This window comes from Bacillus sp. ISL-34 (genome assembly GCF_018613325.1).
Lineage (GTDB): Bacteria > Bacillota > Bacilli > Bacillales > DSM-1321 > Peribacillus.
Genome location: NZ_JAGGQJ010000023.1, coordinates 321,285 through 346,536, shown reverse-complemented (window position 1 = coordinate 346,536; position 25,252 = coordinate 321,285). Strand labels below are relative to the sequence as shown.

Below are 25,252 nucleotides of genomic sequence, written 5' to 3'. Positions count from 1 at the left end.
ACGTTCGAGGTTTTATAAACCCTCATAAAAACTGAAACAAACTTTATTTTCATCGATTTTGTCTAAAGTCTGCAATCGGTAGCAAATGGCTATCGGTTTTTTATTCCCGATTCTCCTTAAAAAGGTTAAATTGTTCATTTTGCCTGGTGTATAATAGAATATTGAGAATGCCATTTAGGGGGATTACATAGTGAGTGGGTATAATATTGCGGATCTGGTATACCAATTGTTTTGCCTTGTATTTCTAATCCTGATCATCGTTGGGACCGTATCCCTTTTCCGTTCCATCAAGCACCGTAAAACCAGACTGGATATCATGGAAAAGAAAATGGATGATTTGCATGAACTGATTAAAAGGGGCAAAAATTGACGGCGGCATCGTGCAGGCGTTCAAGCTGCAGGTAAACTCGAAGAAAAGCGAGTTTGCCTGCAGTTTTTTTCTTTGAAAAACAATCCAGTAAGGGTTTAACAAACCGGACGGCTTCATTGTGCAGCCGTTTTTCTATGCAGTGGAGTCATTCCGATTCAAACTCCGGCAATTATAAAAATAATTTATACTGAAATAACTTAGTGAAAAGCACTGTCTCCAAATTTGAAAAAAGAGGATTGGATTTTAGCATCAATTGAGAGACATAAAAAAATAGAAAAAGAAAGGTAATTGTCAAAAATAAGCAGTTTTACATAGGGGTGTCGGGATTGTGGGGCAAATTTCACGTAAGGCTGCTGGTATGGAAGATGCATGGTTTGTTGCGGTCTTTTACCCTATAATGGAATAGATGTGTATTTAAGGATTTGGTGAAAAAGTCTATCAGGAATGCTCGACCCTATAACAAATCGACGGAGATGGAGAATGCTTCACATTCGGTCCTTTTGTTAGGTACTTTTGAGAAGTGGGAGGAGTCGGTATCATGAAAGAAGTTATTGCAGTAAAAGAAATTACTAGGTTTAAAACACGGACGGAGGAATTTAGTCCGTACGCTTGGTGTAAAAGGATGTTAGAAAATGACCCTGTGAGTTATCACGAAGGAACGGATACGTGGAATGTTTTTAAATATGAAGATGTGAAGCGGGTTCTCAGTGATTATAAACATTTTTCAAGTGTTCGGAATCGGACTACGATATCGGTTGGAACGGATAGTGAAGAAGGTTCTGTGCCTGAAAAGATCCAAATCACTGAATCGGACCCACCTGATCATAGAAAACGCCGTTCACTGCTGGCAGCAGCATTCACACCTAGAAGTCTTCAAAACTGGGAACCTCGCATTCAGGAAATTGCAGATGAATTGATTGGACAAATGGACGAGGAATCGGAAATCGATATTGTGGCATCATTGGCGAGTCCGCTTCCGATCATTGTCATGGCAGATTTGATGGGCGTTCCTTCGAAAGATCGTTTATTGTTTAAGAAATGGGTGGATACCTTATTTCTTCCTTTTGATAGAGAAAAACAAGAAGAAGTAGATAAATTGAAGCAAGTGGCCGCAAAAGAATACTATCAGTATTTGTATCCGATTGTTGTGCAAAAACGATTGAACCCGGCGGATGATATCATCTCAGATCTATTGAAGTCAGAAGTGGATGGGGAAATGTTTACGGATGATGAAGTTGTCCGGACGACCATGCTGATTTTAGGGGCAGGAGTCGAGACCACAAGTCATTTATTGGCCAATAGCTTTTATTCCCTGCTATATGATGACAAAGAAGTTTATCAAGAGTTACATGAAAACCTGGATTTAGTTCCGCAGGCGGTCGAAGAAATGCTCCGTTTCCGATTCAATCTTATTAAATTGGATCGCACCGTAAAGGAAGATAACGATCTATTGGGAGTGGAATTGAAAGAAGGGGATAGCGTGGTTGTTTGGATGAGTGCAGCTAATATGGATGAAGAGATGTTTGAAGACCCCTTCACCCTTAATATCCACCGCCCTAATAATAAGAAACATCTTACCTTCGGAAATGGCCCGCATTTCTGCCTGGGAGCGCCGCTGGCCAGGCTGGAAGCGAAGATTGCGCTTACTGCATTCCTGAAGAAATTCAAGCATATTGAAGCGGTGCCATCGTTCCAGTTAGAAGAGAATCTAACCGATTCAGCGACCGGGCAAACTTTGACATCACTACCGCTTAAGGCAAGCCGCATGTAAAAAACGAAAAACCTTGTGCCCTAACCTGCATAAGGTTTTTTTCTTTTTGCATGTTGAATGGTAGGCGTTAAATATGTTCCTGCCATTCCTTGAAAGGTTCGACAGGAAATCTTATAGTAACCTGAAGTTGAGGTAACAATGAGGAATAGAGTAGTATGATAAAGTAGAAAATTTTGTGTCCAGGCATGTTCCCGAATTAGGTTGGCGGGCGATGAAGCAATTACACCCACCATGCAATGAAGAAGATATGATAAAATAGAAATTTCCATATGAAACAGTTTTAATAAGTGAAAGGATGTTATTATGAAATTAAAGCAGCAATTAACCATTGCCTTTATAATAAGTGTACTTTCTTTAATCGGGTTCAGTTTCATGGCATTTACCATAAGTGCAAATGAATACCTGAAATTTGATGAAGATGTGATTTCCTTGGTGCAGGGATGGGAGTCCCCTCTTCTGACGGACATCATGAAGTTCTTTACTTACATAGGTTCAACCGTTTCCCTGATCATCCTTTCCTTGGTCATTTTGTTTTTCTTATATAGGGTTTTGAAGCATCGTTTGGAACTAGTCTTATTCAGTGCAGTCATGGTTGGTTCCCCTCTTCTTAATTTGATGGTTAAGCTATTGTTTCAACGGGCCCGGCCCGATCTACATCGACTCATCGAAATAGGGGGGTACAGTTTCCCTAGTGGACATGCCATGAATGCATTCTCTTTGTACGGTATTCTCACATTTCTGCTATGGCGTCATATGACGGTTAAGTGGGCAAGGATTCTATTGATTCTGTTCAGCATGATGATGATCCTCTCGATAGGCATAAGCCGAATATATTTGGGGGTCCATTATCCTAGTGATATCATAGCCGGATATTTGGCGGGTGGTTGTTGGATCGCGATTTCCATTTGGTTTTTCCAAAGGTATCAAGAACGGCGTAAGAACAAAGATAGGTAATAAAGGGAGTAAGATTAATTGCAAGATAAGCAGCCGGCGGGTAACAAGTCAGCTGTTTGATTCACTACAGTTAGGAGCGTATTAAATGGAAAACTGGATTACGGAATTCATGAATGATTTTGGGTATTTGGGAATCTTTCTATTAATAGCATTGGAAAATATTTTCCCGCCGATCCCGTCAGAGGTCATTCTTACTTTTGGCGGTTTCATGACGACGACAGCGAATATGACGATTATCGGCGTCGTGATTGCTGCGACTATAGGGTCAGTGGCAGGGGCAGTCGTCCTTTATGGAATTGGTTTACTTCTTGATGTGAAGGTCATTGAAAAGTTCGTGGAAAGATGGGGCTATATTCTTCGGTTAACGGTATCGGACGTCCATAAGGCGAATTCATGGTTTGACAAGTACGGGGCATGGACCGTGTTTTTCTGTAGACTGGTTCCGCTGATCAGAAGCTTGATCTCAATTCCTGCAGGCATGTCCCATATGAGCTTTTGGCTCTTTTTGCTTTACACAACATCCGGAACATTAATTTGGAACATCATCTTAGTGAATATCGGGGCAGCTGTTGGATCTTCGTGGGAAGATATTGTAGGGTATATGGACATTTATTCAAACATCGTTTATGCGATATTGGCTTTGTTATTGATTATTTTCATTGTTTTAATTTTTAGAAGGAATAAAGGCAAAGTATAATTTCTGTTTAGTTGATTGGGCCGTTAGAATCGGCACTTTCATTACATAACCGAAAATGAACACCAAAGGCTGTCATTGCGACAGCCTTTTTCTTATGGAAGGAAGAAGGCTGGCCTCGGAATAAAGGGAGAGTGCTTTGGACAAAATGAGTGAAACGAAAAAGGAATGAGGTTCGGTGCTATGGCTTCTTTTTTCAAACAAAAGAGACAAGTGAAGCAACAACGTGAAAAGAAAAAGGAAGATGAAAATCAATCCAAAAGCAAAACGCCTGATTATATTGAAAGTTCCATTTCTGCCAATTTGGAAATCCTGAAGAAAAAGACGGGAAACAGTCCGGACATCATTATCCGAACGTTGAAGATCGGTCAAAATCCGGAGATGAAAACAACTATCTTGTATGTGCAGGGTCTGATTGATAATCCCAGCGTTACGGACTTTTTAATTGAATCAATCATGAAAAATCCTCATCTATCAGAAAAAATGCTTCCACATGAAGCATTGGATATAATCTCTGAAGACGTGGTTTCCCTCGGTGGTGTAGAAACCGTCAAGGACTGGGAAAAATTGTTTTTGTCATTATTATCAGGGGACAGCATCATTTTTGTTGATGGAATAAACATCGCCCTTGTTGCCAGTACAAGAGGAGGAGAAAAGCGCTCGATTCAGGAACCAAGTACGCATTTGACTGTCCGGGGATCAAGAGAAGGGTTTACGGAATCGAATGGAACGAACATCGCCATGTTACGCCGGATCATCAATACCCCGGATTTATGGATAGAGTCGATGAAAATAGGCACGGTGACAAAGACGGATGTTTCCATCATGTATATAAATGGAATTGTCAAAGAAGGAATTGTCGAGGAGGTCAAAAAGCGCTTAAATCGAATTAACATCGATAGCATTCTTGAATCAGGATATATTGAACAATTGATAGAAGACCAGGTCATGACCCCATTCCCAACCCTTAACCATACAGAAAGACCGGATATGGTTGCGGGAAACCTTCTGGAAGGAAGAGTGGCGATATTCGTTAATGGAACGCCTTTTGTCTTGATAGCCCCGGCATTATTCGTACAGTTTTTTCAATCTGTCGAAGACTACTATAATCGCTTCGACATTGCTTCAGCCACACGTTTTTTACGGATCATCGTTTTCATTATTTCTATAGTCGGGCCGGCTGTCTATGTGGCAGCCACGACTTTTCATCAGGAAATGATTCCAACGAAGTTGCTGGTCATTGTAGCGGCCCAAAGGGAAACGGTTCCTTTGCCGGCCGTCATTGAAGCGCTTCTTATGGAAATGACCTTTGAAATATTACGGGAAGCAAGTCTTCGGATGCCAAAGGCTGTTGGTTCGACCATGTCCATTGTCGGAGCTTTGGTCATTGGGCAGGCGGCAGTCCAGGCTGGTATCGTATCGCCGGCAATGGTCATCATCGTCTCGATCACGGCGATTGCCAGTTTTGCAACCCCTTCTTATTCCATCGCGATTTCTGCCCGCATTGTGCGGTTCGGATTCATCATTTGTGCCGGCGCTTTAGGTTTTTATGGGATGATTTTAGCCTTTTTCGTCCTTATTGTCCATTTATGCAGCCTGCGTTCGTTTGGAGTTCCTTATATGACACCGCTCGCCCCTCTGAATCCGGAAGGGTTGGGCGACACATTCTTCAGAAGACCTATGTGGGCCTTTAAGGAAAGGCCAAAATTATTATCCAACGAAAATAATCTGATAAGGGAAGGCGGAAATCAAAGACCATTGCCTCCTGAATCGCGTGGAATGAAAACTTCTGACGGGAAAAAAGGTGAAGGCAATGAATCGTAAAAAGCTAATTCTGTTCTTGATGGTGATCTGTACTACATTTACCTCAGGCTGTTGGGATAAAACAGAGTTAAACGAAATGGCCATCGTCTCGGCGGTTGGACTCGACAGAAATAAAGAAGGAAAGTTAGTAGGAACGTTCCAAATCATTAATCCAGGCAATGTTGCGGGAGCTCTTCAGGGAGGCGGCGGAACAAATCCACCGATATCCATTTATAGGGCCACCGGAGATAATGTGCTTGAACTGGATAGTATCGCTTCAACTAAAATCTCCCGAGATATGTATTTTGCCCATGCCAACCTGATTGTCATAGGTGAGGAGCTAGCAAAAGAAGAGGGCCTTAACGATATTTTTGATGCATTTGAGCGTTCACCGGAATTCAGGGCAACTACGAGGATCGTGATTGCCCGGGGTGTGAAAGCCAAGGATATAATCGAAACGTTAACCGCAATCGATAAGGTATCTTCTGAGAAAGTCATTAGGACGATTGAAATCACTGAAAAAACCCAGGGGAAAAATATTAGCATCAATCTCCAAGAAACGATCAAGAATCTGCTTAGTACCGGGAAAGAACCGATAATAAGTGGTTTTACCGTGAGAGGAAACACAGGTAAAGAGGATAAAATGGAGAATACTCAGTCTTCGGATATTGAGGCAAACCCTAATGCAGCAGGAATTGGTGTTTTTAAAGATGGGAAATTGATTGACTGGCTGGATGGTGATAAGGCAATAGGATCAATGTGGGTATTGGATAGGATTGAAAGTACCAATACAAACCTTGATTGGGAGGGTGAAAAAGACGCAGTCACCTATCAGGTGATTCGTCAAAAAACTAACATTTCGGTAAAAATGGAAAATGGAAAACCTAAGGTATTTATAAAGGTCCGTGCAGAAGGAGATATCCGCGAAGCGAATGTTCCTTTGAATCTAACCGATACGCATGTTCTGATAGATATTGAAAAGAAGTTAGCGAAAGACTTGAAGAAGACGATGGAAGATGCGATCGTTCGGGCACAAAAAAATAAATCCGATATTTTTGGCTTTGGTGAAATCATGCATGAATCCCATCCGAAAAAGTGGAAAGAACTAGAAAAAAATTGGGACGATGATTCTTTTCCTAAACTGGAAGTAGATGTGCAGGCAGAAACTTTCATTCGCCGTACTGGATTACGTAATAAGCCGTATCTTTCGAATTTAAAAAAGGATGATCAATGATGGAAAGGAAGTGGCATCCTCATGGAAAAGGCAAAAATCAGCGCTTACCAGCTGTTCGTCCTTATTTTCCTGTTTGAAATGGGCAGTGCACTTTTGGTTCCGCTTGCAGGTGAAGCCAAGCAGGCTGCTTGGCTAGTCATCCTTATTGCGATGATAGGCGGATTTTTACTATTTTTCATTTATTATGGCCTTTTCCAATACTACCCTGATCAGCTGTTAACAGAGTTTGTAAAACAGATATTGGGGAATTTTCTAGGCAGGATCGTAGCTTTTCTATACATCCTTTATTTCATCTATCTTTCTGCAAGGGTGCTGAGGGATTTCGGGGATACACTGCTTACTTTTGCCTATCCTCATATTCCGTTATTTTTTGCGAACGCTGCATTCATTTTAGTCGTGGTGTATACGGTCCGTAAAGGGATAGAAGTATTGGCGAGGACGGGGGAACTATTCTTTGTCTTGGAGAATTTACTTTTAATGACCTTCATGCTTCTGATTGTCCTTTCAGGCATGATCCATTTAAATAACTTAAAACCCATTTTTGAAATGAGCGGGACAGAGATGATTAAAATGGGTTTCACTAAAACCGTATTCTTTCCATTTGGCGAGGTCATAGTGTTTTTAATGATTTTTCCTTATTTGAAAGAACCTCAGCGATTGAAAAAAATTGGGATAGGGGGCTTGGCGGCAGGCGGTATTTTTCTCTCGGTAATAATGGCTGTTAATATTGCTGTACTTGGTGTGGACCTTACAACACGTTCGCAATACCCTCTTCTTACACTCATTCAGTCCATAGAGGTCGCTGGCTTTCTCGAACGTCTTGATGTGTACTTCTTGTTTTTATTGATGATTGGCGGATTCATCAAGATAAGTGTATTTACTTATGTAGCGGTAACGGGTACGGCGAATGTTTTCAATGTTAAACAGCCCTCCAGACTTGCTTACCCTGTTGGCATGATCATTTTATTGATCTCGATCATTATAGCAAGCAGCTATACGGAACATATCAATGAAGGGCTAGGTGCCGTACCAAATTACATCCATCTGCCATTTCAGGTGATCATCCCGTTGCTTCTTTTGATCATTGCCTTTTTTAAGAATCGAAAAAAAAAGAAAGGCCAGCACCAAAATAAGTTTCAAGGCGGAGTTGATCAAAAATGAAATTCTTCGGTATTACGGTTTTGATTCTGATCCCTTTAGTGATCATATCTTTAGGTATGGATATATTAATGGGATTTGATTTGGATAATTCATTGAAGCATGCCTTTAACCCTTTTTTGGTGAAAGATCCTGCTGAACTGATCCTTTTTCTCATTCTTCTTGTATTCCTTTTGTTCAGCTTCTTTTATCGAAAAAAAAAGAAAGGCAACACCAAAGGACAACAATGATGGTGCAATTCCCGGTGCTGAAATAGAGATGAACTCCGAATATGGGAGTTTGTCTTTTTGCTTTTTTACAACCCCGTAAACCCATTTCATAGTATGATGATAAAATGAGCTTATTTTTTCAGCGGAATGTAAAATCACTCAACAAAAAACCCCCGGGAGGAGGACGGCGATTTGGATATCAAATTGAATCAAAAAATCATAAAAGACATCTGCGGGGCCGTCTCCTTCAAAAGAGGGGAAGCTTTTCATCGTGCCAATAAAGTGACATTTGAAAGCTACCGTCCTGATGGTTGTGAAGCAACGGTTAAAGGAAAGGAAGACTTCCATGTCACGATTGAAGTGGATGCTGTCGGCGGATTTCAGACGAAATGCAGCTGTCCTGCGCTAGCTTCCTTTCAAAAGGATTGCCAGCATATTGCAGCCGTCCTGCTGTCGGTTTACGACCATCAGCGAGATGGAACGATCCTGGAGGGCCTAAATGCAGACAGCTTTGATGCTTCAGCCAATAAGAAGTTGTCAGAAGGCTTGCTGACCCTTTTCGATAATCAGCCTGTACGCAAAAGCGGTCATCAGCGCCACTTTGAAAAAAGAAAGATGCTTGAAGCGGAATTTACATGTAAACCAGTATGGATGGGAACGGAACAATATATGTTAGGACTGGAAATGAAAATCGGTTCTTTCAATGTGGGGAATGTTCGGGATTTCCTGAAGCGAGTTAAAGAAGGAAAGCCTGCCCAAGTGTCCCTTTCATTTATATATGACCCGGTGCTGCATTGTTTTCAGAATGAAAATGATTCCGTGCTTCAAGAGCTCATTACAGTGATATCGGATGAAAAAGTCTATGTTGACGCCCTGACGGATAAATCTGAATATACATTGGACAATCACTTATTACTTTTGCCTCCATCATCTTTTCGAAGGCTCATCCCCATCCTTGAAAGAGCTCCATTGGTGAAGCTTTCCCATGGGAGCCATACATTGAATGGTTTTCGTTTATCATACCGACCGCTTCCTTTACAGTTTGACTTTACCGAAAGCGAGGGCAAAGGGTTTCAACTGAAAATTAAAGGACTGCATGAGATGATCGTCATGAATGCATACAAATTGGTTCTATTTGAAGGGAAATTGGTTCAGCTCGAAAATGAGGATTGCCAGCGCCTTTCAGATTTGAAGCAAATGATGGAGGATTCGGGGATGAATCAAATTCCAATCCATCATGACCAGCTGGAATTATTCTTGGACAAAGTGGTACCAGGTTTGAAAAGGCTCGGTGAAGTCCATATAGCAAGATCGATCACCGAATTGTTTTTGAAGACACCGCTTGTTGCAAAGCTATACTTGGATCGAGTGAAAAACAGGCTACTAGCGGGGCTGGAATTTCACTATGAAAATATCGTGATCAACCCTTTGGAAATACAGGAATCCAAGGCAGTCTCCATGCTTATTAGGGATGTAGATAAGGAGGCGGAGATACTAAAGCTGATGGAGGATAGCCAGTTTGCCAAGACGGACGGCGGCTATTTCTTGCATAATGAAGAGTTGGAGTATGAGTTTTTGTACCACATCGTACCGAAACTCCAAAAGCTGGTACAAATCTACGCCACGACGGCTGTAAGAAACCGGATTTCCCGTGGAAATGCTGCACCGCGCATTAGGGTGAAAATCAAAAAAGAACGTACGAATTGGCTCGAATTCAAATTTGAAATGGATGATATCCCGGATAAACAAATACGTGAGGTCTTAGCGGCGCTTGAAGAAAAAAGGAAATACTATCGTTTAAGGAATGGATCGCTGCTTTCCCTTGAAACAAGGGAATATGAGGAAATCCAGCGTTTTCTTCATGCACTGCCCGTTCAGGATGAAGACCTGGAAAGCAAGCTGAACATGCCAATCGTAAAAGGGCTGCAACTCCTTGATTCCGTGAATGACAGCCAGACATTCACAATGGAGGAATCATTCCGTCAGTTTTTGGATAACATCAAAAACCCGGCCGCCTTGGAGTTCGTTGTGCCAAATAGTCTAGGACCGATCTTGCGTGAGTATCAAAAAAACGGCTACAAATGGATGAAAATACTTGCCCAATATGGTTTTGGCGGGATTCTTGCCGATGATATGGGACTGGGAAAAACACTGCAAAGCATCACGTTCATTTTATCCGAGCTACCTGACATCCGTAAGAAAAGGGTTCCGGCGCTTATTGTCTGCCCATCATCATTGACCTACAATTGGCTGAGTGAATTCACTAAATTCGCTCCCGATATTCAAGCTGTCGTAGTGGATGGCGACAAGACGGAAAGGTCGAAGCTGCTTAAGGAAGTAAGTGACGTGGATGTGGTGATCACCTCTTATCCATTGCTCCGGAAGGACATCATGTCGTTTGAAAAAGAGGACTTCCATACGGTGTTTTTCGATGAGGCACAGGCCTTTAAGAACCCAGTGACACAAACGGCACGAGCGGCCAAGAAGATAAAAGCGGCACATCGCTTCGCGTTGACTGGTACGCCCATCGAGAATTCACTGGAAGAGCTATGGTCCATTTTCCATATCGTATTCCCTGAACTATTCATGGGGTTAAAGGAATATAGCAACCTTTCAAGGAAGCAGATTTCCCGCAGGATCCGACCATTTTTGCTGCGGAGAATGAAAGAGGACGTGCTAGGGGAACTGCCGGAAAAAATCGAGTCGCTGGAATCGATGGAACTGCTTCCTGATCAGAAGAAACTGTACGGTGCCTATCTGGCGAAGCTGCGGCATGATACGCTGAAACACCTGGATAAGGACACTCTCCGGAAAAATCGGATCAGGATCCTTGCTGGCTTGACCCGGCTTCGGCAAATATGCTGTCACCCCGCCTTGTTTGTGGACGGGTATAAAGGCAGTTCAGCAAAATATGAGCAACTGATGCAGATTGTCGAGGAATCGAAGCTTTCTGGAAGGCGGGTACTGATTTTCTCGCAATTTACAAAAATGCTTCAAATTATCGGCAGGGATTTGGCCATGAAGGGACAACCCTTTTTCTACCTGGATGGACAAACCCCATCAAAGGAACGTGTGGAAATCTGCAATCGTTTTAATGCAGGAGAGCGGGATATATTCCTCATTTCATTGAAAGCGGGCGGTACGGGTCTCAATCTGACGGGTGCCGATACAGTCATTCTATATGACCTTTGGTGGAATCCGGCAGTTGAAGAACAAGCCGCGGACCGGGCCCATCGAATGGGGCAGAAGAATGAGGTTCAAGTAATCAAACTTATTGCCCGTGGCACAATCGAAGAAAAAATGAATGAACTTCAAGAGAAAAAGAGACACCTTATTGAAGAAATCATCGACCCTGGAGACAAATCGTCGTCTGCACTTACAGAAGAGGATATCAGAGAAATCCTGATGATATAAGGGTTCAGCTTATAAATTGAATAGTTCAGTTATGGAGCATTCCTTTGAAATGAGGAATGCTTTTTTTGTTTTTTTAAAAGAAAAGGATATTTCGTTAACAATAATAATATAATAAAAAACAACAACGTTTTATTGTAAAACGATAAAAACTGTGTTAAATTCAAATTGACAAAAAATAAATGAGGTGCTTTTTATGAAACAAGTGTCAACGATCTTTTTAAAGATAGCCGTTATTCTTATTGGAATGCCGGTTCTTGCTTTGTGCATCTTTTTGGTGCCTGAGATTGCGAATTTTGCAGCAGAATTATATCCGGATATGACTTATTTGAAATATCTCGTTTTAATCGTTATGTATGCATCGGCGATACCTTTTTACTTTGCTCTATATCAAGCCTTTAAACTTTTAAGCTATATTGACAAGAACAAAGCTTTCTCGGAATTATCCGTAAGAGCTTTAAAAAAGATAAAATACTGTGCAATCACAATAAGTAGTTTGTATGTGGCAGGGATGCCGCTCTTTTATCTCATGGCGGAGAGGGACGACGCCCCAGGCATCATATTAATTGGATTGGTCGTCATTTTTGCTTCTATCGTGATTGCAGTCTTTGCTGCTGTTCTTCAAAGGCTTTTACAAGAAGCCATCGATATAAAATCAGAAAATGACTTAATAGTCTGAGGTGAATAAAATGGCAATTATTATCAATATTGATGTGATGCTGGCTAAAAGGAAAATGAGTGTTACTGAACTTTCTGAGAGGGTTGGAATAACGATGGCCAACCTTTCCATATTGAAAAACGGCAAGGCAAAAGCGATTCGATTATCAACTTTAGAGGCGATTTGTAAGGCGTTAGAATGTCAACCCGGAGATATTTTAGAATACAGAAATGATGAAGGCACCCAAGATTAAAAAGCGGAAGCAAAAAAGAAATATTTCATAAAAGGGGAGTCACTCATGAATTTAACCATTAAAAAAATGGAGGCACAAATCATGGGAGCACTAAAACAACTCGTTCGGTTTGGTTGGGAGCAGGCTCTATCATGTTTGTTTCCAGCCGTTATTTTTGCCTCTTTGGCTATTACAAAATTCATTCCGCTTCCCTACCTGCCACGGTATGACTGGCTGCTCATCATCTGCCTTCTGATGCAGTGGTGGATGGTGCGTTCTGGGCTTGAAACACGGGATGAACTAAAGGTTATCACATTGTTCCACCTTATTGGACTTGCTCTTGAACTTTTCAAGGTACATATGGGCTCCTGGACTTATCCAGAGGAAGGATATTTCAAAATCTTTGGAGTGCCTCTGTATAGCGGATTCATGTACGCAAGTGTAGCGAGTTATCTTTGCCAGGCGTGGAGGAGGTTAAAGGTTGAACTGGTCAAGTGGCCGCCGTTTTTGGTCGTTGTACCTCTTGCAGCTGCGATTTATTTGAATTTTTTTACCCACCATTATTGGATTGATGTTCGTTGGTGGTTATCTGGACTTGTCATCATCGTCTTTTGGCGATCTTGGGTCACATACGAGGTTGGTGGAACCCGATATCGTATGCCAATCGCACTTTCATATGTCCTAATCGGATTTTTTATCTGGATAGCCGAAAATATCGCAACGTTCTTTGGAGCATGGGAATATCCAAACCAAACCGATGCATGGAGTCTCGTTCATCTAGGGAAGGTAAGCTCATGGCTATTATTAGTGATTGTTAGCTTTCTTATAGTAGCGACGTTAAAGCAGGTCAAGGGGAAAGATTCCACTAAGTTGGATGCTAATCATTTTTTATAAAATGACTTCACGTGCGAACAATTCGGCCAATGTGGAGATAATTTGACCATACGTGGAGATAATTCGACCGTACGCGAGCTAATTCGGCCGAAGCACGAATAATTCGACCGCGCTCGAAAAATTCTACTTAATTCAAGTTAGGTGAAAAGACGGCACATAATGGACATATATATGTGTCGTCTTTGATTTTCTAAGTTTATAAAGAATTGTGGTGTCATATTCCTTTTTTCTCCTGAATTTCTACGAAAAATCACCTTCACTCATTCCTATGAAACAAGTTTTAATCCCACTGCTGCGCCAAGGACCATGGCTATAAAAACGACCCTTCGCCAATCTTTTGATTCGCCATATAAGAGCATCCCGATTATCGCTCCGCCTGATGCGCCGATCCCTGTCCAGATAGCATAAGCCGTCCCCATCGGCAAGGTTTGCATGGCATATGCAAGAAATAGGAAACTTGCTCCAAAGCCGGTGAATAACAGCAGCAAGGATTGCCAATTGCGGTCTTTGTGCAATTTATTTATCATCGCAACCCCAAACATTTCGAATAGCCCCGCTAAGATTAAAGAGACCCAAGCCATTAAGATTCATCCCCTTTCTCAAGCTTATCATCAGTCACTAGCTTCAAGCCGATCACCCCTGATAATAAGAGGAGGATCAATAGCGTTTTGCTCAGCTTGAAGGGTTCCCCAAAGAAAATGATTTCGGAAAAAACGGTCCCGGCCGTACCCATACCGACAAACACGGCATATACCGTTCCGACAGGAAGCTTCCGGCCAGCCATTATCATCAAGTAAAAACTGATGATAATCGAAATGACCGTTCCAGACCAAGTCCAAAAGTCATCTGCATGTTTTAGGCCAATCACCCAAAATACTTCAAAAAAAGCTGCAATGAATACTTTAATCCAGTTTGTGCTCATGAAAAAATCGCACCTCCAATTTTTTTCTTTACCAAAAAAACAAAAAAAGCCCAAGAGATAACCGTTAAACAGTTTCTCCCAGGCTTTTATCCTTCCGTGACACAGCATGCTGTGAGTTTTCTCTCGGACCAGACCAGCAATAAGACGCACTGCGGAACCCTAGAAAACCTTTGACATATGCAATTACCCTTCATTATACATACTTTTTGATCTAACTCAAGGTAAAAGTATTGTCAAAGCCATGCCCATTTCAGCCTAATATCCGCATTTGTCCCGTAACGTTTGCAGCAGAGATGACTTAAAATATCCCAAGGTTATAGTTTTAAATGAGCATCGGGAAAAGAGGGCAAATCATGGCTGCTGAATATAACATCAGAAAAAATGCACTTCATCTTTCTGAAAAGGAAAAAAGGAAATATATCAATGCTGTTTTGGTTTTAAAAGAAAAAGGGATATATGATCGGTACGTAGCGTGGCATGCTGCTGCAGGGAGATTTCAAACCCCTCCCGTAAAGCGCCCGAAAGCAGGGAACGCTCCATCAGCATCGACCCGCAGTCATAATGATCATGGGGAGCGGGCCGGGGCTGATAATGACAATATCCATGGAAGCCATGGCGATCAGCGAAATGCAGCTCATAGAGGGCCGGCGTTCTTGCCTTGGCATCGCTATTTCCTATGGCTGTTCGAACGTGATCTTCAATCCGTTGACACCAGTGTAACCATTCCCTACTGGGATTGGGCAACGGATTCAGAATTGGAGGATCCAGCTTCATCCCCAATCTGGGATAGCGATTTCATGGGCGGAAACGGGAATAAAAGGAAAAACAACCTTGTCGATTCAGGACCTTTTGCTGCTGGGCGCTGGGAAGTCCTTGATGAGGAGGGGAAACCTTCAGGGGGATTGACGAGGAACTTCAGATCAAGTGAACAAGTTGCAAACCTGCCGACAAAACAAGACGTTCAAAACGTATTGAAAGTCACTCCTTTCGATGCACCACCGTGGAATTCCGCAAGCAATCCAAGTTTCCGAAATCAGCTTGAAGGATTTGTCGATGGACCGGCCCTTCATAATCTAGTGCATGGGTGGGTCGGGGGACATATGGGGTCTGTCCCTGTTTCACCTAACGATCCAGTCTTCTTTTTACACCATGCCAATGTCGATCGGATATGGGCGATGTGGAAAATCCTCCACCGGGAGGAGAAATATCTCCCAAGAAGAGGGGGACCATTCAGCCATAACTTGAATGATCCGATGTTTCCGTGGGATATAACCCCCAAGGAGATGATCAATCATAGGAAATTGGGCTATATATACGATATGGAAAGGAAGATGGTGAAGGGAGATCACCATTGAATGACAGCCAGCAAGGCGCAGTGTGAAGCACTGCGTCAATTTTTGGGGTTCAGTTCCATCGAGTGCAAAGAGGCATTCCCGTAAAAGAATGCATTGAAAAAACGTTAGCACTTGTAGGGCTGCAACATAAAGGAAAGAAAAAAACGAGAAATTTTTCATTAGGTATGAAACAAAGATTAGGACTAGCGATGATTTAGCTGGAACTGATCATGCACCAGGATTCGGAAGGTACAGCTCATGGAATCTATAAAAATCCTCCTAAATTAGCTTTTGAGCGATTAAAAGAAATTACTCAAACAGTTAAAAGACCAATCGTTCTTCATGGTGGCTCTGACGTACCAAATGAACAAATTGAAAAAGCAATTTCATTAGGTATTGCAAAAATTAACGTAGATACAGAATTACGACAATCATTCACGCAAGGGATGTTAGAAATATTACAAAAAGATCCTGAAGGATATCGTCTTGCTATTTCATTAGGACAGGGACAAACAGTTATGCAAGCAAAAGTTCAAGAAAAAATTAGATTATTTGGAAGCGCAAATAGAAAAGAGGAATTCATTAAAAACAATAAGATCGTGATGTTATAAAAATAGGTTATTATGAGTTTTAATTGAATTTTACTCTATTAAAATAACAGTCATCTTTGGGACAAATTAATTGATCTAAAATTCAAGTAAAACAATATGTACTTGTTAATAATATTAAAAGTGGGACTGCAAGTAGGTTACCTTAATCTTATTTCTGGTCCTGGTTCTGTTATCGGTGATTGCTTAATTAAAGATCCAAGAATTAATCTATATACGTTTACAGGCAGTCCTTCTGTAGGTCTTCACATAAAAAATCAGATCGGTCTTCGAAAAGTCTCACTTGAATTGGAATCCAAATCAGCCGTTATCATTCATTCTGACGCTGATCTAGATAAAGCAGCCAAATTATGCGCAGGTAAGAGTTTTGCAAATGCTGGACAAGTTTGTATTTCTGTTCAACGGATTTACGTTCATAGCGATATCGAAAATGAATTTTCAGAAAAACTTGCTAAAGAAACAGAAAAGTTAATAGAAGAAACTCGTTAAAAAATTAGCCGGCCATCCCTAGATATTTCGCTTCATTGTGGATGATACCCATCCTGGGTGAATGAAGCTATACACTTTCAGCCCTCCTTTTGGAATTCGCATGAACATCGAAATAATTAACAAAACAAAAAATCTCCAATTTCATGAAGAAGCAAAATAAAGAAGAACCGATTAATACAGCATTGGCAGATGCTTTGGAAAAACTGAAATTCGATAAATAAAAGGAACTATTTGCATTCCTCTTTCGATAGAAATTGTCACACTGATTATGTACGCCAAATAAGCGGGTGATGTTCGAGAAAATGGAATAGAAATAAACAAGAGTTGCAGCTTGTTTTACCGAAGCAGCAACTCTTTGTTTTATAAGATGGGATATAGGAAGTCCCATACATTTTACCTCATTATTTTAATGGTTGTCCTTCAAATGCGTTAACATCTAAAGGTGAAGAGAGGAATTCTTTAGCTTTACCAACAAACGAGGTGAAGTGCTCACTTGAATTATGGCTTGTAACCGCTTGATGATCTTGCCATACTTCAACCATTGTAAACTCATTGTCTTTTTCTGTAGCTTTGTGAAGATTGTAAGAAACATTTCCACTTTCCGCTCTTGAAGCTGCGATTAGCGGTTGAATCTCCTCTAGAAATGCATCTTGTTTTGCTGGATTAATATTGAATACGGCATGAATGATAATCATTACACGTCATCCTCTCTTTTGTTAAGCATAATAAACTTAATATATAATTAAAGTGAAAATAACATAACTCGGTTGAAATATAATGAATGGATTCTTTATTACATTACTTCCATTGTGCGACTTTATCAATTGGAAGACGAACTGATTGATGGCCATTATCTGCTGCTTTACCGATTGAAATTAGCATAACTGGTACGTATCGATCTTTATCTAATCCAAAAGCTTCTGCAATCTGGTCTTTTTCATAGCCACCGATTGGATTTGTATCATAGCCATAAGCACGAGCCGCAAGCATTAGTTGCATGGATACAAGACCACCATCAACTAGAACGACCTCTTTCATCTCTTCACTAGTGATTTTTTTGAAATATCCAGCAAATGAGGCTAATATGTTTTCTTTTACTTCTAAAGGCATAAGCCCTAAATCTACAGCTTTACCGTAGATTTCTTCGGCGTTATCAAAATTGTTCATATCACCAAATACGGCAATTACTGCGGACGATGTTTCGACTTGATTTTGGTTAAAGCGAGCAAGAGGTGCAAGTGTTGCTTTTCCCTCAGGACTATCAATTACAAGGAAGCGCCAGGGTTGCATATTAACTGAAGAAGGAGCAAGTGTCGCTAAGGTAAGTATTTCCTCCATTTCTTCCCTACTGATTTTTACGGATTTGTCGTAATTTTTTATGGAGCGGCGTCCTGTGACAATTTCTTTGAAATCATTTGTTAATTGTACTGTAGTAGTCATAGTTGATAGTCTCCTCTTTTTAACTTTAGTAGTTTTATTTATAGTTATTCTCATTTCAAATTGTAACGAAGCAAGCGTTAGACTTGGCTTATATTTTTTTGAATGCGTGTCAGCATATCTGCTAACTCTTGACGTTCTTCTTCTTTAAAATCTTTAAGCATCAAAGTGACAAAACGAGCCTTTTCAGCTTGGTAGAGAATTATTTGTTTGCGACCATGATCTGAAAGACAGACAAGAGTAAATCGATTATCCTCCGGATCTTTGCGTCTTAAAATCATCCCAGTCGCTTCAAGTTGTTTTAAATGCCGGGTAATCGCTGCACCGTCAATGTTAACCTCTTTTTGAAGTGCTGTTTGACTAATTTCATCAACTTGATAAAGCTGATATAAGATATCATGTCTTGATTGACTAATGCCCGTACAACTTTCAAATTTTGAACTTATCTGTTTGTTAAGGCAGTTCATTTTATATAAAATAAAAGATTCATTAGACCATGAATTCGTCAAGAAACACCCTCTTTTCATACGTTAGATAAAATAATTGATAGCTCAATAGTTGATGCGTCAATTAATATACTATACCCTAACTAATAAAGCAAGTATTTTAATACTGCAACTTTTGCTTAAATATGATCTAGACCAAAATGTTGCTCTATCTCCTTTTTGAATAGGCAATCTTTTCAAGAAAGCTCAGTAAACCTTTGGAGCTTTTAGCCAAGGTATAAGTATGATAATCGCCATGTTATAAAAACTGCCCTTAAATGAGGTGGAAAAGTTCATCTGATAGTCGTAGACCAAGACTATTCTTCGATTTATATGCCATAATACAGAAAGGGAAGGAGCGAATGCTCCATCCCTTTCTGTATGAATGGAAAAATAGAACGTAGTTTGTTTCTGTTTTCCGGTCAAAAAAGCCCCGATAAGATTTCGGGGCTTTTTTGACTGCTATTTAGGCACTTACTGTCCGTTTCCGGGATGGACCTTCTTTTTTATGTGATACATAGCTATGCAGGATCATTCCTATGATGACGATAAAGATGCCGAACCACGATAACGGAGAAGGAATCGGTAAAGATAGGAATAGTAATTCGCCAGCAAGGGCAAAAAGGACCTCCATCGATTGTGTAGCTTCAACGGAAGCTAATTTCTGCATATTTCCGCTTACCAAATCGGTCGCCTTGAAAAAAAGGACCGTGGCGATGACTCCAGAAAATAGAGCTACCAAAAGGGATTGGAAACTCTGCATCTTCGTCGGCGCCCCTACTGTAAAGAAACCGTACAAAGAAAGCAGAAACCAGAATGGCAGACTTGCCAAAGTCATTCCCAATACCCGCTGATAAGCATCCAAACGTCCTTCGGATACTTCCATCATTTTGCGATTTCCCAAAGGGTATGCAAACGAGGCGATGACGATTGGAATCACTCCCAGCCAAAGATTGGCCATTGAAATATGCTTGGTGTGTTCCAGTTGCATCAGGATGATTCCAAGCAGGATGATCATGGACATGAGGAGGCCTTTCACAGAAACCTTTCCTCTTTGCCTTTCGAGCCCATCTTTCGTTTGGACTTTTTCGAAAAACAGCGGCGCAAGTAATGCACCCGAAATGATCGTGATTTGCCAAGTGCCGGCGATTAACCAGCCAGGTGAGTAGGCCGATGCAAAGCATAAAGGAGCATAAAATAACCCAAAACCGACAAAACTCCAAAGCAGCCAAGGACCTGGTTTTTCTCTCATCACTTGTAAAAGGGGACGCAGGTTTTTTCTGCTCAATACGATACACAACAGAAAAGGCACCATAAAGAAATAACGCAGCGAAGCACTCCATATCCAACTTCCGCCAGACAACTCCATGGCCTGATTTAAAACAAACGTAAATGCAAAAAAGAAAGCAGAACAAATACCTAATATAATCGGACGCAATTGACTCACCTCAATCTTTTTTATGAGTCAGTAAGACTCTGGAAGTATGGCAATCGTTTCTGCTTTCTGAAAGATTTTCAGAAGTAACCACCAGGTAAAAAAGCAGAATGAATTTTCGAAATATTATAAGCGATCAAATTAAATTGTCCTTCAAATGCAAAAGAAAATCAACAGGATTCTTTTAGGCTAGTAAAATGCATTCTCCATCATTCGACATGGAATGAAAAAAAGGACTGTTGGAAGTATATGAAGACGTTTTCATTTTAATCTTATAATTAACAAAATATACCAATTAAGCAAGCGGGAAACATTGTTATGACGCGTGTTATGAAGGAATTACTAATATTTTATATAAAAATCATATAGAGGCAGATAATATACGAAGATACGAGAATTGACGAATATGGTAGGGAGTGGTATCTTTATAGAAGTGCAAATGATGTCGAATGGTGACGAAATATATAGATGCAACATTCGCAAGAAAGTTAGTGGGGTAAATTAAATGAAATCTACAGGTATTGTACGTAAAGTTGACGAATTAGGACGGGTAGTCATTCCGATTGAACTACGCCGAACATTAGGAATTAATGAGAAAGACGCTCTGGAGATTTATGTAGAACAAGATCGCATCATCCTTCAAAAATATAAACCAAACATGACTTGTCAGGTTACAGGAGAAGTTTCCGATAGCAATATGAAACTTGCTGCCGGTAAATTAATACTTAGCCCTGAAGGTGCCGAACTTCTAATTAAAGAAATTCAAGCCAGCATGGAAACTGCTAAATAAATAATATGCTAGATAAATAGCATCCAAGTGTAGGGAAGGTTTTCCCTACACTTTTTTATATTAAATGGTGAAATAATAAAAATGGTTCGATTCACGGACGAAACCAATTTTTTCATAAAGCTTCTGTGCTTTAAAATTATTCTTTCCTGTCTCCAATGAAACCCCTTTGGCACCTGTTTCCCGTGCAAAAGTGATGGCCGCGTTCAATAACTCCTCGCCAAATCCCTTTTTGCGGGCGGACTCTTTCACGAATAAATCATTCAATACCCATGACCGCATCATACTGACAGATGAAAAAGAAGGGTATAATTGTACAAAACCAATAGGATTACCTTCATCAAAGGCCATAAAAACCTCAGACTCCCCATTTGTCAGCCTTTCTCTTAAAAACTCCCTTGCGCGACCAGGATCAGATGCTTGCTCATAAAACACTCTGTATAAATCAAAAAGTTCCGTCAGTGATTCCAGCTCATCTAATGTAGCCTTCTGTATGCTCATAAATGGCCCCTCCCAATTGTTAGAATACTCTCAATTTACCATTTAATTATGCTATCCGACAAATTCAGGAACTCATTTTCCAACGCCAAAAATCAGGATGGAGCCCAAAAGGCACCATCCTGATTTTTTTCAACATGAAGAGGGTTATTAAACCCAAGTTGTGCAGCAACTCACGATATATAAGCGTTTACTCGTGAGATTGGAGCAAATACTCGTGAGTTTAGCCGATTTACTCGTGAATTAAGTCGATTTACTCGTGAAAGGAGCATTACCCATAGAATGTAGCAGCAAACTCACGATATATAAGCGAATACTCGTCAAATTGGAGCAAATACTCGAGCAAGATTGCAAAACCAAGAATAGCCGGTAAAAAGGATTTGTCCCAAACGATAAAGAATATATAGTAGGTGCTATTTTTATCGAACATCAGGGGGAATGAAGATGGATTTAAGGTATCCGATTGGAAAGTTTCAGTTTGACGGGGAAATTACTAGTGGTGTGGCCGAGGGGTGGCTTAAGGAGATTGAAGCTTTGCCTCGGATGCTGCGGGAAGCAGTAGGTAATATGGATGATGAACAGCTTGATACGGCTTATCGTCCTGGAGGATGGACGGTCCGCCAGGTGGTGCATCATGTTGCGGATAGTCATATGAATGCGATTATTCGCTTCAAATTGGCCCTTACGGAAGAAAGTCCGGTCATTAAACCGTACGAGGAGGGGCAATGGGCAGAGCTGCCTGATTATGATTTGCCGATTGAAATATCTCTATCACTAATCGAAAGTGTACATATCCGCTTGGGCAAACTTTTAACGGGTCTTCATGCAGAAGACCTGAGCCGAACATTCATCCACCCTGATTCAGGAGAGGTGACTGTCGGTGAAAATATAGGCATTTATGCATGGCACGGACGCCATCATCTGGCTCATATTACTTCTTTATCAAAGCGCCAGGGATGGTGAATATATCCTGAAAGGTTGTGAATTCTGTGAATGCAAAAGTGAACATTGAACGATTAACTTCAATCCGCGACCATCTTAGTGAACTTTCCGAACTTTTGGTGCAAGTGGTGGATGATGGCGCGTCCATTGGTTTTTTACCTCCCATGAAACGGTCTGAGGCCATTGATTATTGGGAAAGTGCCTTAAATCCTGATGTGATTCTGTTTGTCGCTAAATTACAGGGTGAGATAGTCGGGAGCGTACAGTTACATTTATGTGCAAAGCGAAACGGCAGCCATCGTGCGGAAATCGCAAAATTAATGACGCATAATCGTTATAGACGAAATGGAATAGGACGTTCACTCATGCTAGAGGCAGAGAAGAGGGCCAGGCAGGAGGGACGGACATTATTGGTCCTGGATACAAGGGAAGGAGATCCTTCAAACTCCCTGTATACTTCATTGGGATATATTCAGGCAGGCAGGATTCCTGATTATGCGAAATCTGCAAATGGTGAATTCCATCCGACCATTTTTTATTATAAAAATAAGATTGGGTAACGAATTTCAATGGGGGAATATATGTGCAAGCTGTAATCGAAAAAGAAGGTAATGGGGTTATCGCAAGATTCGATCGCCTGCTCAATCATTCGGTGGAAAAGGTATGGAGTGCTTTAACGGAGAATGATAAGGTGGAAAAGTGGATGTCCAACCTGGAAATGAAGGACCTTCGAAAAGGCGGGACCATAAAATTCAATTTCAATGATGGGTCAGGGGAATCTTTTGATATGAAGATCAGGGACTTCCGGGAAACTGCCGTTTTAGATTTTGATTGGGGGGACGGCTGGGTCCGTTTCGAGGTATCACCTGAAAAGGATGGATGCTCATTAGTATTGAAAGAATCGATCACGTCAATTAATGATCATACTTCAAAGGATTTGGCAGGCTGGCATGTTTGCCTCGAGATGTTGAGTGATGTACTTGATGGTCATCATCAGGACTTGTCAATGGATGAATGGGAAAAATGGCATAAGGAATATACGGTTGCCGTCAAACGAATTGATGAATGGAATGCAGGTGAATAAATAAAACCGAAGTGATGCTTCTGCTATAAAGGAAGTTTTTTATTGATATTCCAGTTGGTGCCATGTCAAGATGACCGTAACTTTTAAGAAATGGAGGTTTTCCTTGTGACATTTATCAGACTTGAGTTTCCAATCTTTGAACCGTTAATTGAATACGTTCAAGGGCTCTGCATGTCCGCAGGGTAAATGGGAATGGTCTGTCTATTTTTAAGGAAACCTTCATTTTACGATTTTGTGAAAAAAAGAACGATTTTAACCTCTTTTTTTTGCTGTCCGGCTGAAGCCGCGGCAACCTTTGTGATTAAAGGTTTTCGCTATTCCAGTTGACTTTAAAATAGAAGAATTGTTAAGGGGAGAAATACTATACGCATCCAGGGAAGTCATATTGGATACGTGTAAGGGTGGATTCTCCATTGTATTGACCAAACCGAAGGCAAGTGGGAGATTACTTTTATCGTGAAAATAATCATCCTCTCAGGTTTCTTTAGATAGGTTCTGATCCATTTACTCTAAACACAGGCAGATAGCCTGTGTTTTTTTTAGGGCATTAAGAAAAAATATTGAAAATAGAATGAGGTGTTTGAGAGATGAAATCATTGACTGAACAAGTAAAGGACAATTGGAAAAAGAATATCACTCTTTTTCTAGGCAGTCAGACCATATCCCTCTTTGGTTCGTCCTTGGTTCAATATGCCATCATGTGGTATATCACGTTGAATACACAGTCGGGTGTCATGATGACGATATCCATCGTTTGTGGTTTCGTGCCTACCTTTATACTCTCCCCAATCGCTGGGGTATGGGCAGACCGCTATAATCGGAAGATGCTGATTATTCTTTCGGATTCATTGATTGCCATTTCAACGCTGATATTGGCCATCTTGTTTTTAATCGGCTATGATGAGCTTTGGCTGCTTTTCGTCATGTCCGCTGTCCGGGCGATCGGAACGGGAATCCAGACTCCGGCAGTCGGGGCCATTCTTCCGCAGCTTGTGCCAGAGGATAAGCTTACGAAGGTGAACGGGACAAATGGAAGCATTCAAGCGCTAGTGATGCTCGTTTCCCCCATGGTGAGCGGCGCGCTGCTTACGATGGCTTCAATCGAAACCATTTTCTTTATTGATGTGATTACAGCTGCAATTGCCATCTTCACATTGCTGGCATTTTTGAAAATTCAAGCACATACAAAGGCATTACAAAAGCAAACAACCAGCTATTTCACCGATTTGCAAGAAGGTTTCAGTTATATCAGGAATCACGACTTTCTTAAGAAGTTCTTTATGTTTTTCGCATTTTTCTTCGTGCTTGCCGCACCTGTTGCATTTCTTACACCGCTTCAGGTCACACGCTCTTTCGGGAATGATGTTTGGCGGTTGACTGCGATAGAAATCACCTTTGCCATCGGTATGATGCTAGGCGGGATTTTCATGGCTTCCTGGGGAGGCTTTAAAAATAAGATCCATACGATGACACTTGCGAGCCTTATAATTGGCGCCTGTACTTTCGCTCTTGGAATCATCCCCGTTTTCTGGATTTACTTGATCATCATGGGGATAGTCGGATTGGCGATGCCCATCTTCAATACGCCGTCCATGGTCTTGTTACAGGAGAAGGTCGAGGGTGATCTTCTTGGGAGGGTATTTGGTGTTTTAGGGATGATCTCGACTTCGATGATGCCGCTGGGAATGCTAGTATTCGGACCGATATCCGACATCATTAAAATTGAATGGCTGCTTATAGGAACTGGTTTATTGCTGTTCATTCAAGGTTTTTTCCTACTGGGCAGCAAAGTGTTGATCGAAGCCGGAAAACCAATCTCGAAAGATACCCCAGAGTAATGGTG

At 41.1% G+C, this 25,252-nt stretch carries 27 protein-coding genes, 1 pseudogene and 1 riboswitch; of the genes and pseudogenes, 21 read left to right on the top strand and 7 right to left on the bottom strand.

Annotation, left to right across the window (positions count from 1 at the left end; all coding sequences use genetic code 11):
- Positions 1–190 precede the first annotated feature (190 nt).
- The 12 genes from J7E52_RS17255 to J7E52_RS17200 all read left to right on the top strand — a co-directional run bounded on the left by J7E52_RS17255 (position 191) and on the right by J7E52_RS17200 (position 13,388).
- Positions 191–370 (top strand): DUF4083 domain-containing protein, encoded by a 180-nt coding sequence (locus tag J7E52_RS17255; RefSeq protein ID WP_241665139.1) that lies wholly within the window; start codon positions 191–193, stop codon positions 368–370.
- Between the two features lie 535 nt (positions 371–905).
- Positions 906–2,141, top strand: coding sequence for a cytochrome P450 (locus J7E52_RS17250; RefSeq protein ID WP_053537341.1), 1,236 nt, complete (start codon positions 906–908; stop codon positions 2,139–2,141).
- Between the two features lie 303 nt (positions 2,142–2,444).
- Entirely contained in the window at positions 2,445–3,095 is a 651-nt protein-coding gene (locus J7E52_RS17245) for a phosphatase PAP2 family protein (RefSeq protein WP_214749021.1), read from the top strand.
- Between the two features lie 85 nt (positions 3,096–3,180).
- Positions 3,181–3,792 (top strand): DedA family protein, encoded by a 612-nt coding sequence (locus J7E52_RS17240; RefSeq protein ID WP_214749018.1) that lies wholly within the window; start codon positions 3,181–3,183, stop codon positions 3,790–3,792.
- Positions 3,793–3,972: 180 nt separating this feature from the next.
- Positions 3,973–5,613 carry a spore germination protein gene (locus J7E52_RS17235; RefSeq protein WP_214749015.1) on the top strand — a complete coding sequence of 547 codons (1,641 nt, stop codon included), beginning with the start codon at positions 3,973–3,975 and terminating at the stop codon, positions 5,611–5,613.
- The gene (locus J7E52_RS17230) at positions 5,603–6,826 is read left to right on the top strand and encodes a Ger(x)C family spore germination protein (protein WP_214749012.1); all 1,224 of its coding nucleotides are present in this window, start codon (positions 5,603–5,605) and stop codon (positions 6,824–6,826) included. Before J7E52_RS17235 ends, J7E52_RS17230 begins: the two co-directional genes overlap by 11 nt.
- 21 nt (positions 6,827–6,847) lie before the next feature.
- The gene (locus J7E52_RS17225; RefSeq protein ID WP_214749009.1) at positions 6,848–7,987 is read left to right on the top strand and encodes a GerAB/ArcD/ProY family transporter; all 1,140 of its coding nucleotides are present in this window, start codon (positions 6,848–6,850) and stop codon (positions 7,985–7,987) included.
- Positions 7,984–8,214 carry a YczF family membrane protein gene (locus J7E52_RS17220; protein ID WP_214749006.1) on the top strand — a complete coding sequence of 77 codons (231 nt, stop codon included), beginning with the start codon at positions 7,984–7,986 and terminating at the stop codon, positions 8,212–8,214. The genes J7E52_RS17225 and J7E52_RS17220 overlap by 4 nt, the downstream gene beginning before the upstream one ends.
- Before the next feature lie 171 nt (positions 8,215–8,385).
- Complete coding sequence (locus J7E52_RS17215) at positions 8,386–11,607, top strand: DEAD/DEAH box helicase (protein ID WP_214749003.1); 3,222 nt, start codon at positions 8,386–8,388, stop codon at positions 11,605–11,607.
- A 193-nt stretch (positions 11,608–11,800) separates the two neighbouring features.
- Complete coding sequence (locus tag J7E52_RS17210) at positions 11,801–12,283, top strand: DUF2975 domain-containing protein (protein ID WP_214749000.1); 483 nt, start codon at positions 11,801–11,803, stop codon at positions 12,281–12,283.
- Positions 12,284–12,293: 10 nt separating this feature from the next.
- A complete protein-coding gene (locus tag J7E52_RS17205; RefSeq protein WP_214748997.1) occupies positions 12,294–12,515 on the top strand; it encodes a helix-turn-helix domain-containing protein in 222 nt (73 codons plus the stop codon).
- 81 nt (positions 12,516–12,596) lie between these two features.
- Entirely contained in the window at positions 12,597–13,388 is a 792-nt protein-coding gene (locus J7E52_RS17200; protein WP_214749075.1) for a DUF817 domain-containing protein, read from the top strand.
- A gap of 266 nt (positions 13,389–13,654) precedes the next feature.
- Here the strand turns inward: J7E52_RS17200 and J7E52_RS17195 are convergent, their stop codons facing one another.
- Positions 13,655–13,969: a DMT family transporter gene (locus J7E52_RS17195; protein WP_214748995.1), complete on the bottom strand. Its 315-nt coding sequence runs from the start codon at positions 13,967–13,969 to the stop codon at positions 13,655–13,657.
- Positions 13,969–14,310 (bottom strand): DMT family transporter, encoded by a 342-nt coding sequence (locus tag J7E52_RS17190; RefSeq protein WP_214748992.1) that lies wholly within the window; start codon positions 14,308–14,310, stop codon positions 13,969–13,971. The genes J7E52_RS17195 and J7E52_RS17190 overlap by 1 nt, the downstream gene beginning before the upstream one ends.
- Positions 14,311–14,383: 73 nt before the next feature.
- A riboswitch (guanidine-I (ykkC/yxkD leader) is annotated at positions 14,384–14,484 on the bottom strand.
- Positions 14,485–14,663: 179 nt separating this feature from the next.
- Between J7E52_RS17190 and J7E52_RS17185 the strand changes: the two genes are divergently transcribed.
- The 4 genes and pseudogenes from J7E52_RS17185 (at position 14,664) to J7E52_RS17175 (ending at position 16,741) form a co-directional block, all read left to right on the top strand.
- The gene (locus J7E52_RS17185) at positions 14,664–15,665 is read left to right on the top strand and encodes a tyrosinase family protein (protein ID WP_214748989.1); all 1,002 of its coding nucleotides are present in this window, start codon (positions 14,664–14,666) and stop codon (positions 15,663–15,665) included.
- Positions 15,666–15,721: 56 nt separating this feature from the next.
- Positions 15,722–15,856, top strand: a pseudogene (locus tag J7E52_RS27045) (ABC transporter ATP-binding protein); the annotation flags it as partial.
- Positions 15,857–15,874: 18 nt separating this feature from the next.
- A complete protein-coding gene (locus J7E52_RS17180; RefSeq protein WP_214748986.1) occupies positions 15,875–16,255 on the top strand; it encodes a class II fructose-bisphosphate aldolase in 381 nt (126 codons plus the stop codon).
- A 96-nt stretch (positions 16,256–16,351) separates the two neighbouring features.
- Positions 16,352–16,741, top strand: coding sequence for an aldehyde dehydrogenase family protein (locus J7E52_RS17175; protein WP_214748984.1), 390 nt, complete (start codon positions 16,352–16,354; stop codon positions 16,739–16,741).
- Between the two features lie 401 nt (positions 16,742–17,142).
- Here the strand turns inward: J7E52_RS17175 and J7E52_RS17170 are convergent, their stop codons facing one another.
- The 4 genes from J7E52_RS17170 to J7E52_RS17155 all read right to left on the bottom strand — a co-directional run bounded on the left by J7E52_RS17170 (position 17,143) and on the right by J7E52_RS17155 (position 20,101).
- Positions 17,143–17,436, bottom strand: a complete 294-nt coding sequence (locus J7E52_RS17170; protein WP_214748981.1) for a putative quinol monooxygenase — start codon at positions 17,434–17,436, stop codon at positions 17,143–17,145.
- Positions 17,437–17,539: 103 nt separating this feature from the next.
- The gene (locus J7E52_RS17165; RefSeq protein WP_214748978.1) at positions 17,540–18,181 is read right to left on the bottom strand and encodes a nitroreductase family protein; all 642 of its coding nucleotides are present in this window, start codon (positions 18,179–18,181) and stop codon (positions 17,540–17,542) included.
- Between the two features lie 77 nt (positions 18,182–18,258).
- Positions 18,259–18,687 carry a MarR family winged helix-turn-helix transcriptional regulator gene (locus J7E52_RS17160; protein ID WP_214748975.1) on the bottom strand — a complete coding sequence of 143 codons (429 nt, stop codon included), beginning with the start codon at positions 18,685–18,687 and terminating at the stop codon, positions 18,259–18,261.
- A 442-nt stretch (positions 18,688–19,129) separates the two neighbouring features.
- Complete coding sequence (locus J7E52_RS17155; RefSeq protein ID WP_214748972.1) at positions 19,130–20,101, bottom strand: DMT family transporter; 972 nt, start codon at positions 20,099–20,101, stop codon at positions 19,130–19,132.
- 502 nt (positions 20,102–20,603) lie between these two features.
- Between J7E52_RS17155 and J7E52_RS17150 the strand changes: the two genes are divergently transcribed.
- Positions 20,604–20,888, top strand: coding sequence for a transition state genes transcriptional regulator AbrB (locus tag J7E52_RS17150; protein WP_214748969.1), 285 nt, complete (start codon positions 20,604–20,606; stop codon positions 20,886–20,888).
- Between the two features lie 60 nt (positions 20,889–20,948).
- On the opposite strand, the gene J7E52_RS17145 is transcribed toward J7E52_RS17150, so the two are convergent.
- Entirely contained in the window at positions 20,949–21,386 is a 438-nt protein-coding gene (locus J7E52_RS17145) for a GNAT family N-acetyltransferase (protein ID WP_214748966.1), read from the bottom strand.
- Between the two features lie 441 nt (positions 21,387–21,827).
- On the opposite strand from J7E52_RS17145, the gene J7E52_RS17140 reads away from it, so the two are divergent.
- The 4 genes from J7E52_RS17140 (at position 21,828) to J7E52_RS17125 (ending at position 25,247) form a co-directional block, all read left to right on the top strand.
- On the top strand, positions 21,828–22,346 hold the full coding sequence (locus J7E52_RS17140; protein ID WP_396020288.1) for a YfiT family bacillithiol transferase: 519 nt from the start codon (positions 21,828–21,830) through the stop codon (positions 22,344–22,346).
- Between the two features lie 26 nt (positions 22,347–22,372).
- Positions 22,373–22,885 (top strand): GNAT family N-acetyltransferase, encoded by a 513-nt coding sequence (locus J7E52_RS17135; protein ID WP_214748960.1) that lies wholly within the window; start codon positions 22,373–22,375, stop codon positions 22,883–22,885.
- A gap of 23 nt (positions 22,886–22,908) precedes the next feature.
- Positions 22,909–23,409: an SRPBCC family protein gene (locus J7E52_RS17130; protein WP_214748957.1), complete on the top strand. Its 501-nt coding sequence runs from the start codon at positions 22,909–22,911 to the stop codon at positions 23,407–23,409.
- A 587-nt stretch (positions 23,410–23,996) separates the two neighbouring features.
- A complete protein-coding gene (locus J7E52_RS17125) occupies positions 23,997–25,247 on the top strand; it encodes an MFS transporter (RefSeq protein WP_214748954.1) in 1,251 nt (416 codons plus the stop codon).
- Positions 25,248–25,252: the final 5 nt, after the last annotated feature.

What these genes read in the sequence shown, in the direction of transcription:
- J7E52_RS17240 (WP_214749018.1), top strand. Translation starts at nt 3,181, where the DNA reads ATGGAAAACTGGATTACGGAATTCATGAATGATTTTGGGTATTTGGGA.
- J7E52_RS17125 (WP_214748954.1), top strand. Translation starts at nt 23,997, where the DNA reads ATGAAATCATTGACTGAACAAGTAAAGGACAATTGGAAAAAGAATATC.
- J7E52_RS17230 (WP_214749012.1), top strand. Translation starts at nt 5,603, where the DNA reads ATGAATCGTAAAAAGCTAATTCTGTTCTTGATGGTGATCTGTACTACA.
- J7E52_RS17225 (WP_214749009.1), top strand. Translation starts at nt 6,848, where the DNA reads ATGGAAAAGGCAAAAATCAGCGCTTACCAGCTGTTCGTCCTTATTTTC.
- J7E52_RS17190 (WP_214748992.1), bottom strand. Translation starts at nt 14,310, where the DNA reads ATGAGCACAAACTGGATTAAAGTATTCATTGCAGCTTTTTTTGAAGTA.
- J7E52_RS17205 (WP_214748997.1), top strand. Translation starts at nt 12,294, where the DNA reads ATGGCAATTATTATCAATATTGATGTGATGCTGGCTAAAAGGAAAATG.
- J7E52_RS17170 (WP_214748981.1), bottom strand. Translation starts at nt 17,436, where the DNA reads ATGATTATCATTCATGCCGTATTCAATATTAATCCAGCAAAACAAGAT.
- J7E52_RS17210 (WP_214749000.1), top strand. Translation starts at nt 11,801, where the DNA reads ATGAAACAAGTGTCAACGATCTTTTTAAAGATAGCCGTTATTCTTATT.
- J7E52_RS17150 (WP_214748969.1), top strand. Translation starts at nt 20,604, where the DNA reads ATGAAATCTACAGGTATTGTACGTAAAGTTGACGAATTAGGACGGGTA.
- J7E52_RS17180 (WP_214748986.1), top strand. Translation starts at nt 15,875, where the DNA reads ATGCACCAGGATTCGGAAGGTACAGCTCATGGAATCTATAAAAATCCT.
- J7E52_RS17195 (WP_214748995.1), bottom strand. Translation starts at nt 13,969, where the DNA reads ATGGCTTGGGTCTCTTTAATCTTAGCGGGGCTATTCGAAATGTTTGGG.
- J7E52_RS17165 (WP_214748978.1), bottom strand. Translation starts at nt 18,181, where the DNA reads ATGACTACTACAGTACAATTAACAAATGATTTCAAAGAAATTGTCACA.
- J7E52_RS17245 (WP_214749021.1), top strand. Translation starts at nt 2,445, where the DNA reads ATGAAATTAAAGCAGCAATTAACCATTGCCTTTATAATAAGTGTACTT.
- J7E52_RS17140 (WP_396020288.1), top strand. Translation starts at nt 21,828, where the DNA reads ATGGATTTAAGGTATCCGATTGGAAAGTTTCAGTTTGACGGGGAAATT.
- J7E52_RS17220 (WP_214749006.1), top strand. Translation starts at nt 7,984, where the DNA reads ATGAAATTCTTCGGTATTACGGTTTTGATTCTGATCCCTTTAGTGATC.
- J7E52_RS17185 (WP_214748989.1), top strand. Translation starts at nt 14,664, where the DNA reads ATGGCTGCTGAATATAACATCAGAAAAAATGCACTTCATCTTTCTGAA.
- J7E52_RS17175 (WP_214748984.1), top strand. Translation starts at nt 16,352, where the DNA reads ATGTACTTGTTAATAATATTAAAAGTGGGACTGCAAGTAGGTTACCTT.
- J7E52_RS17235 (WP_214749015.1), top strand. Translation starts at nt 3,973, where the DNA reads ATGGCTTCTTTTTTCAAACAAAAGAGACAAGTGAAGCAACAACGTGAA.
- J7E52_RS17200 (WP_214749075.1), top strand. Translation starts at nt 12,597, where the DNA reads ATGGGAGCACTAAAACAACTCGTTCGGTTTGGTTGGGAGCAGGCTCTA.
- J7E52_RS17145 (WP_214748966.1), bottom strand. Translation starts at nt 21,386, where the DNA reads ATGAGCATACAGAAGGCTACATTAGATGAGCTGGAATCACTGACGGAA.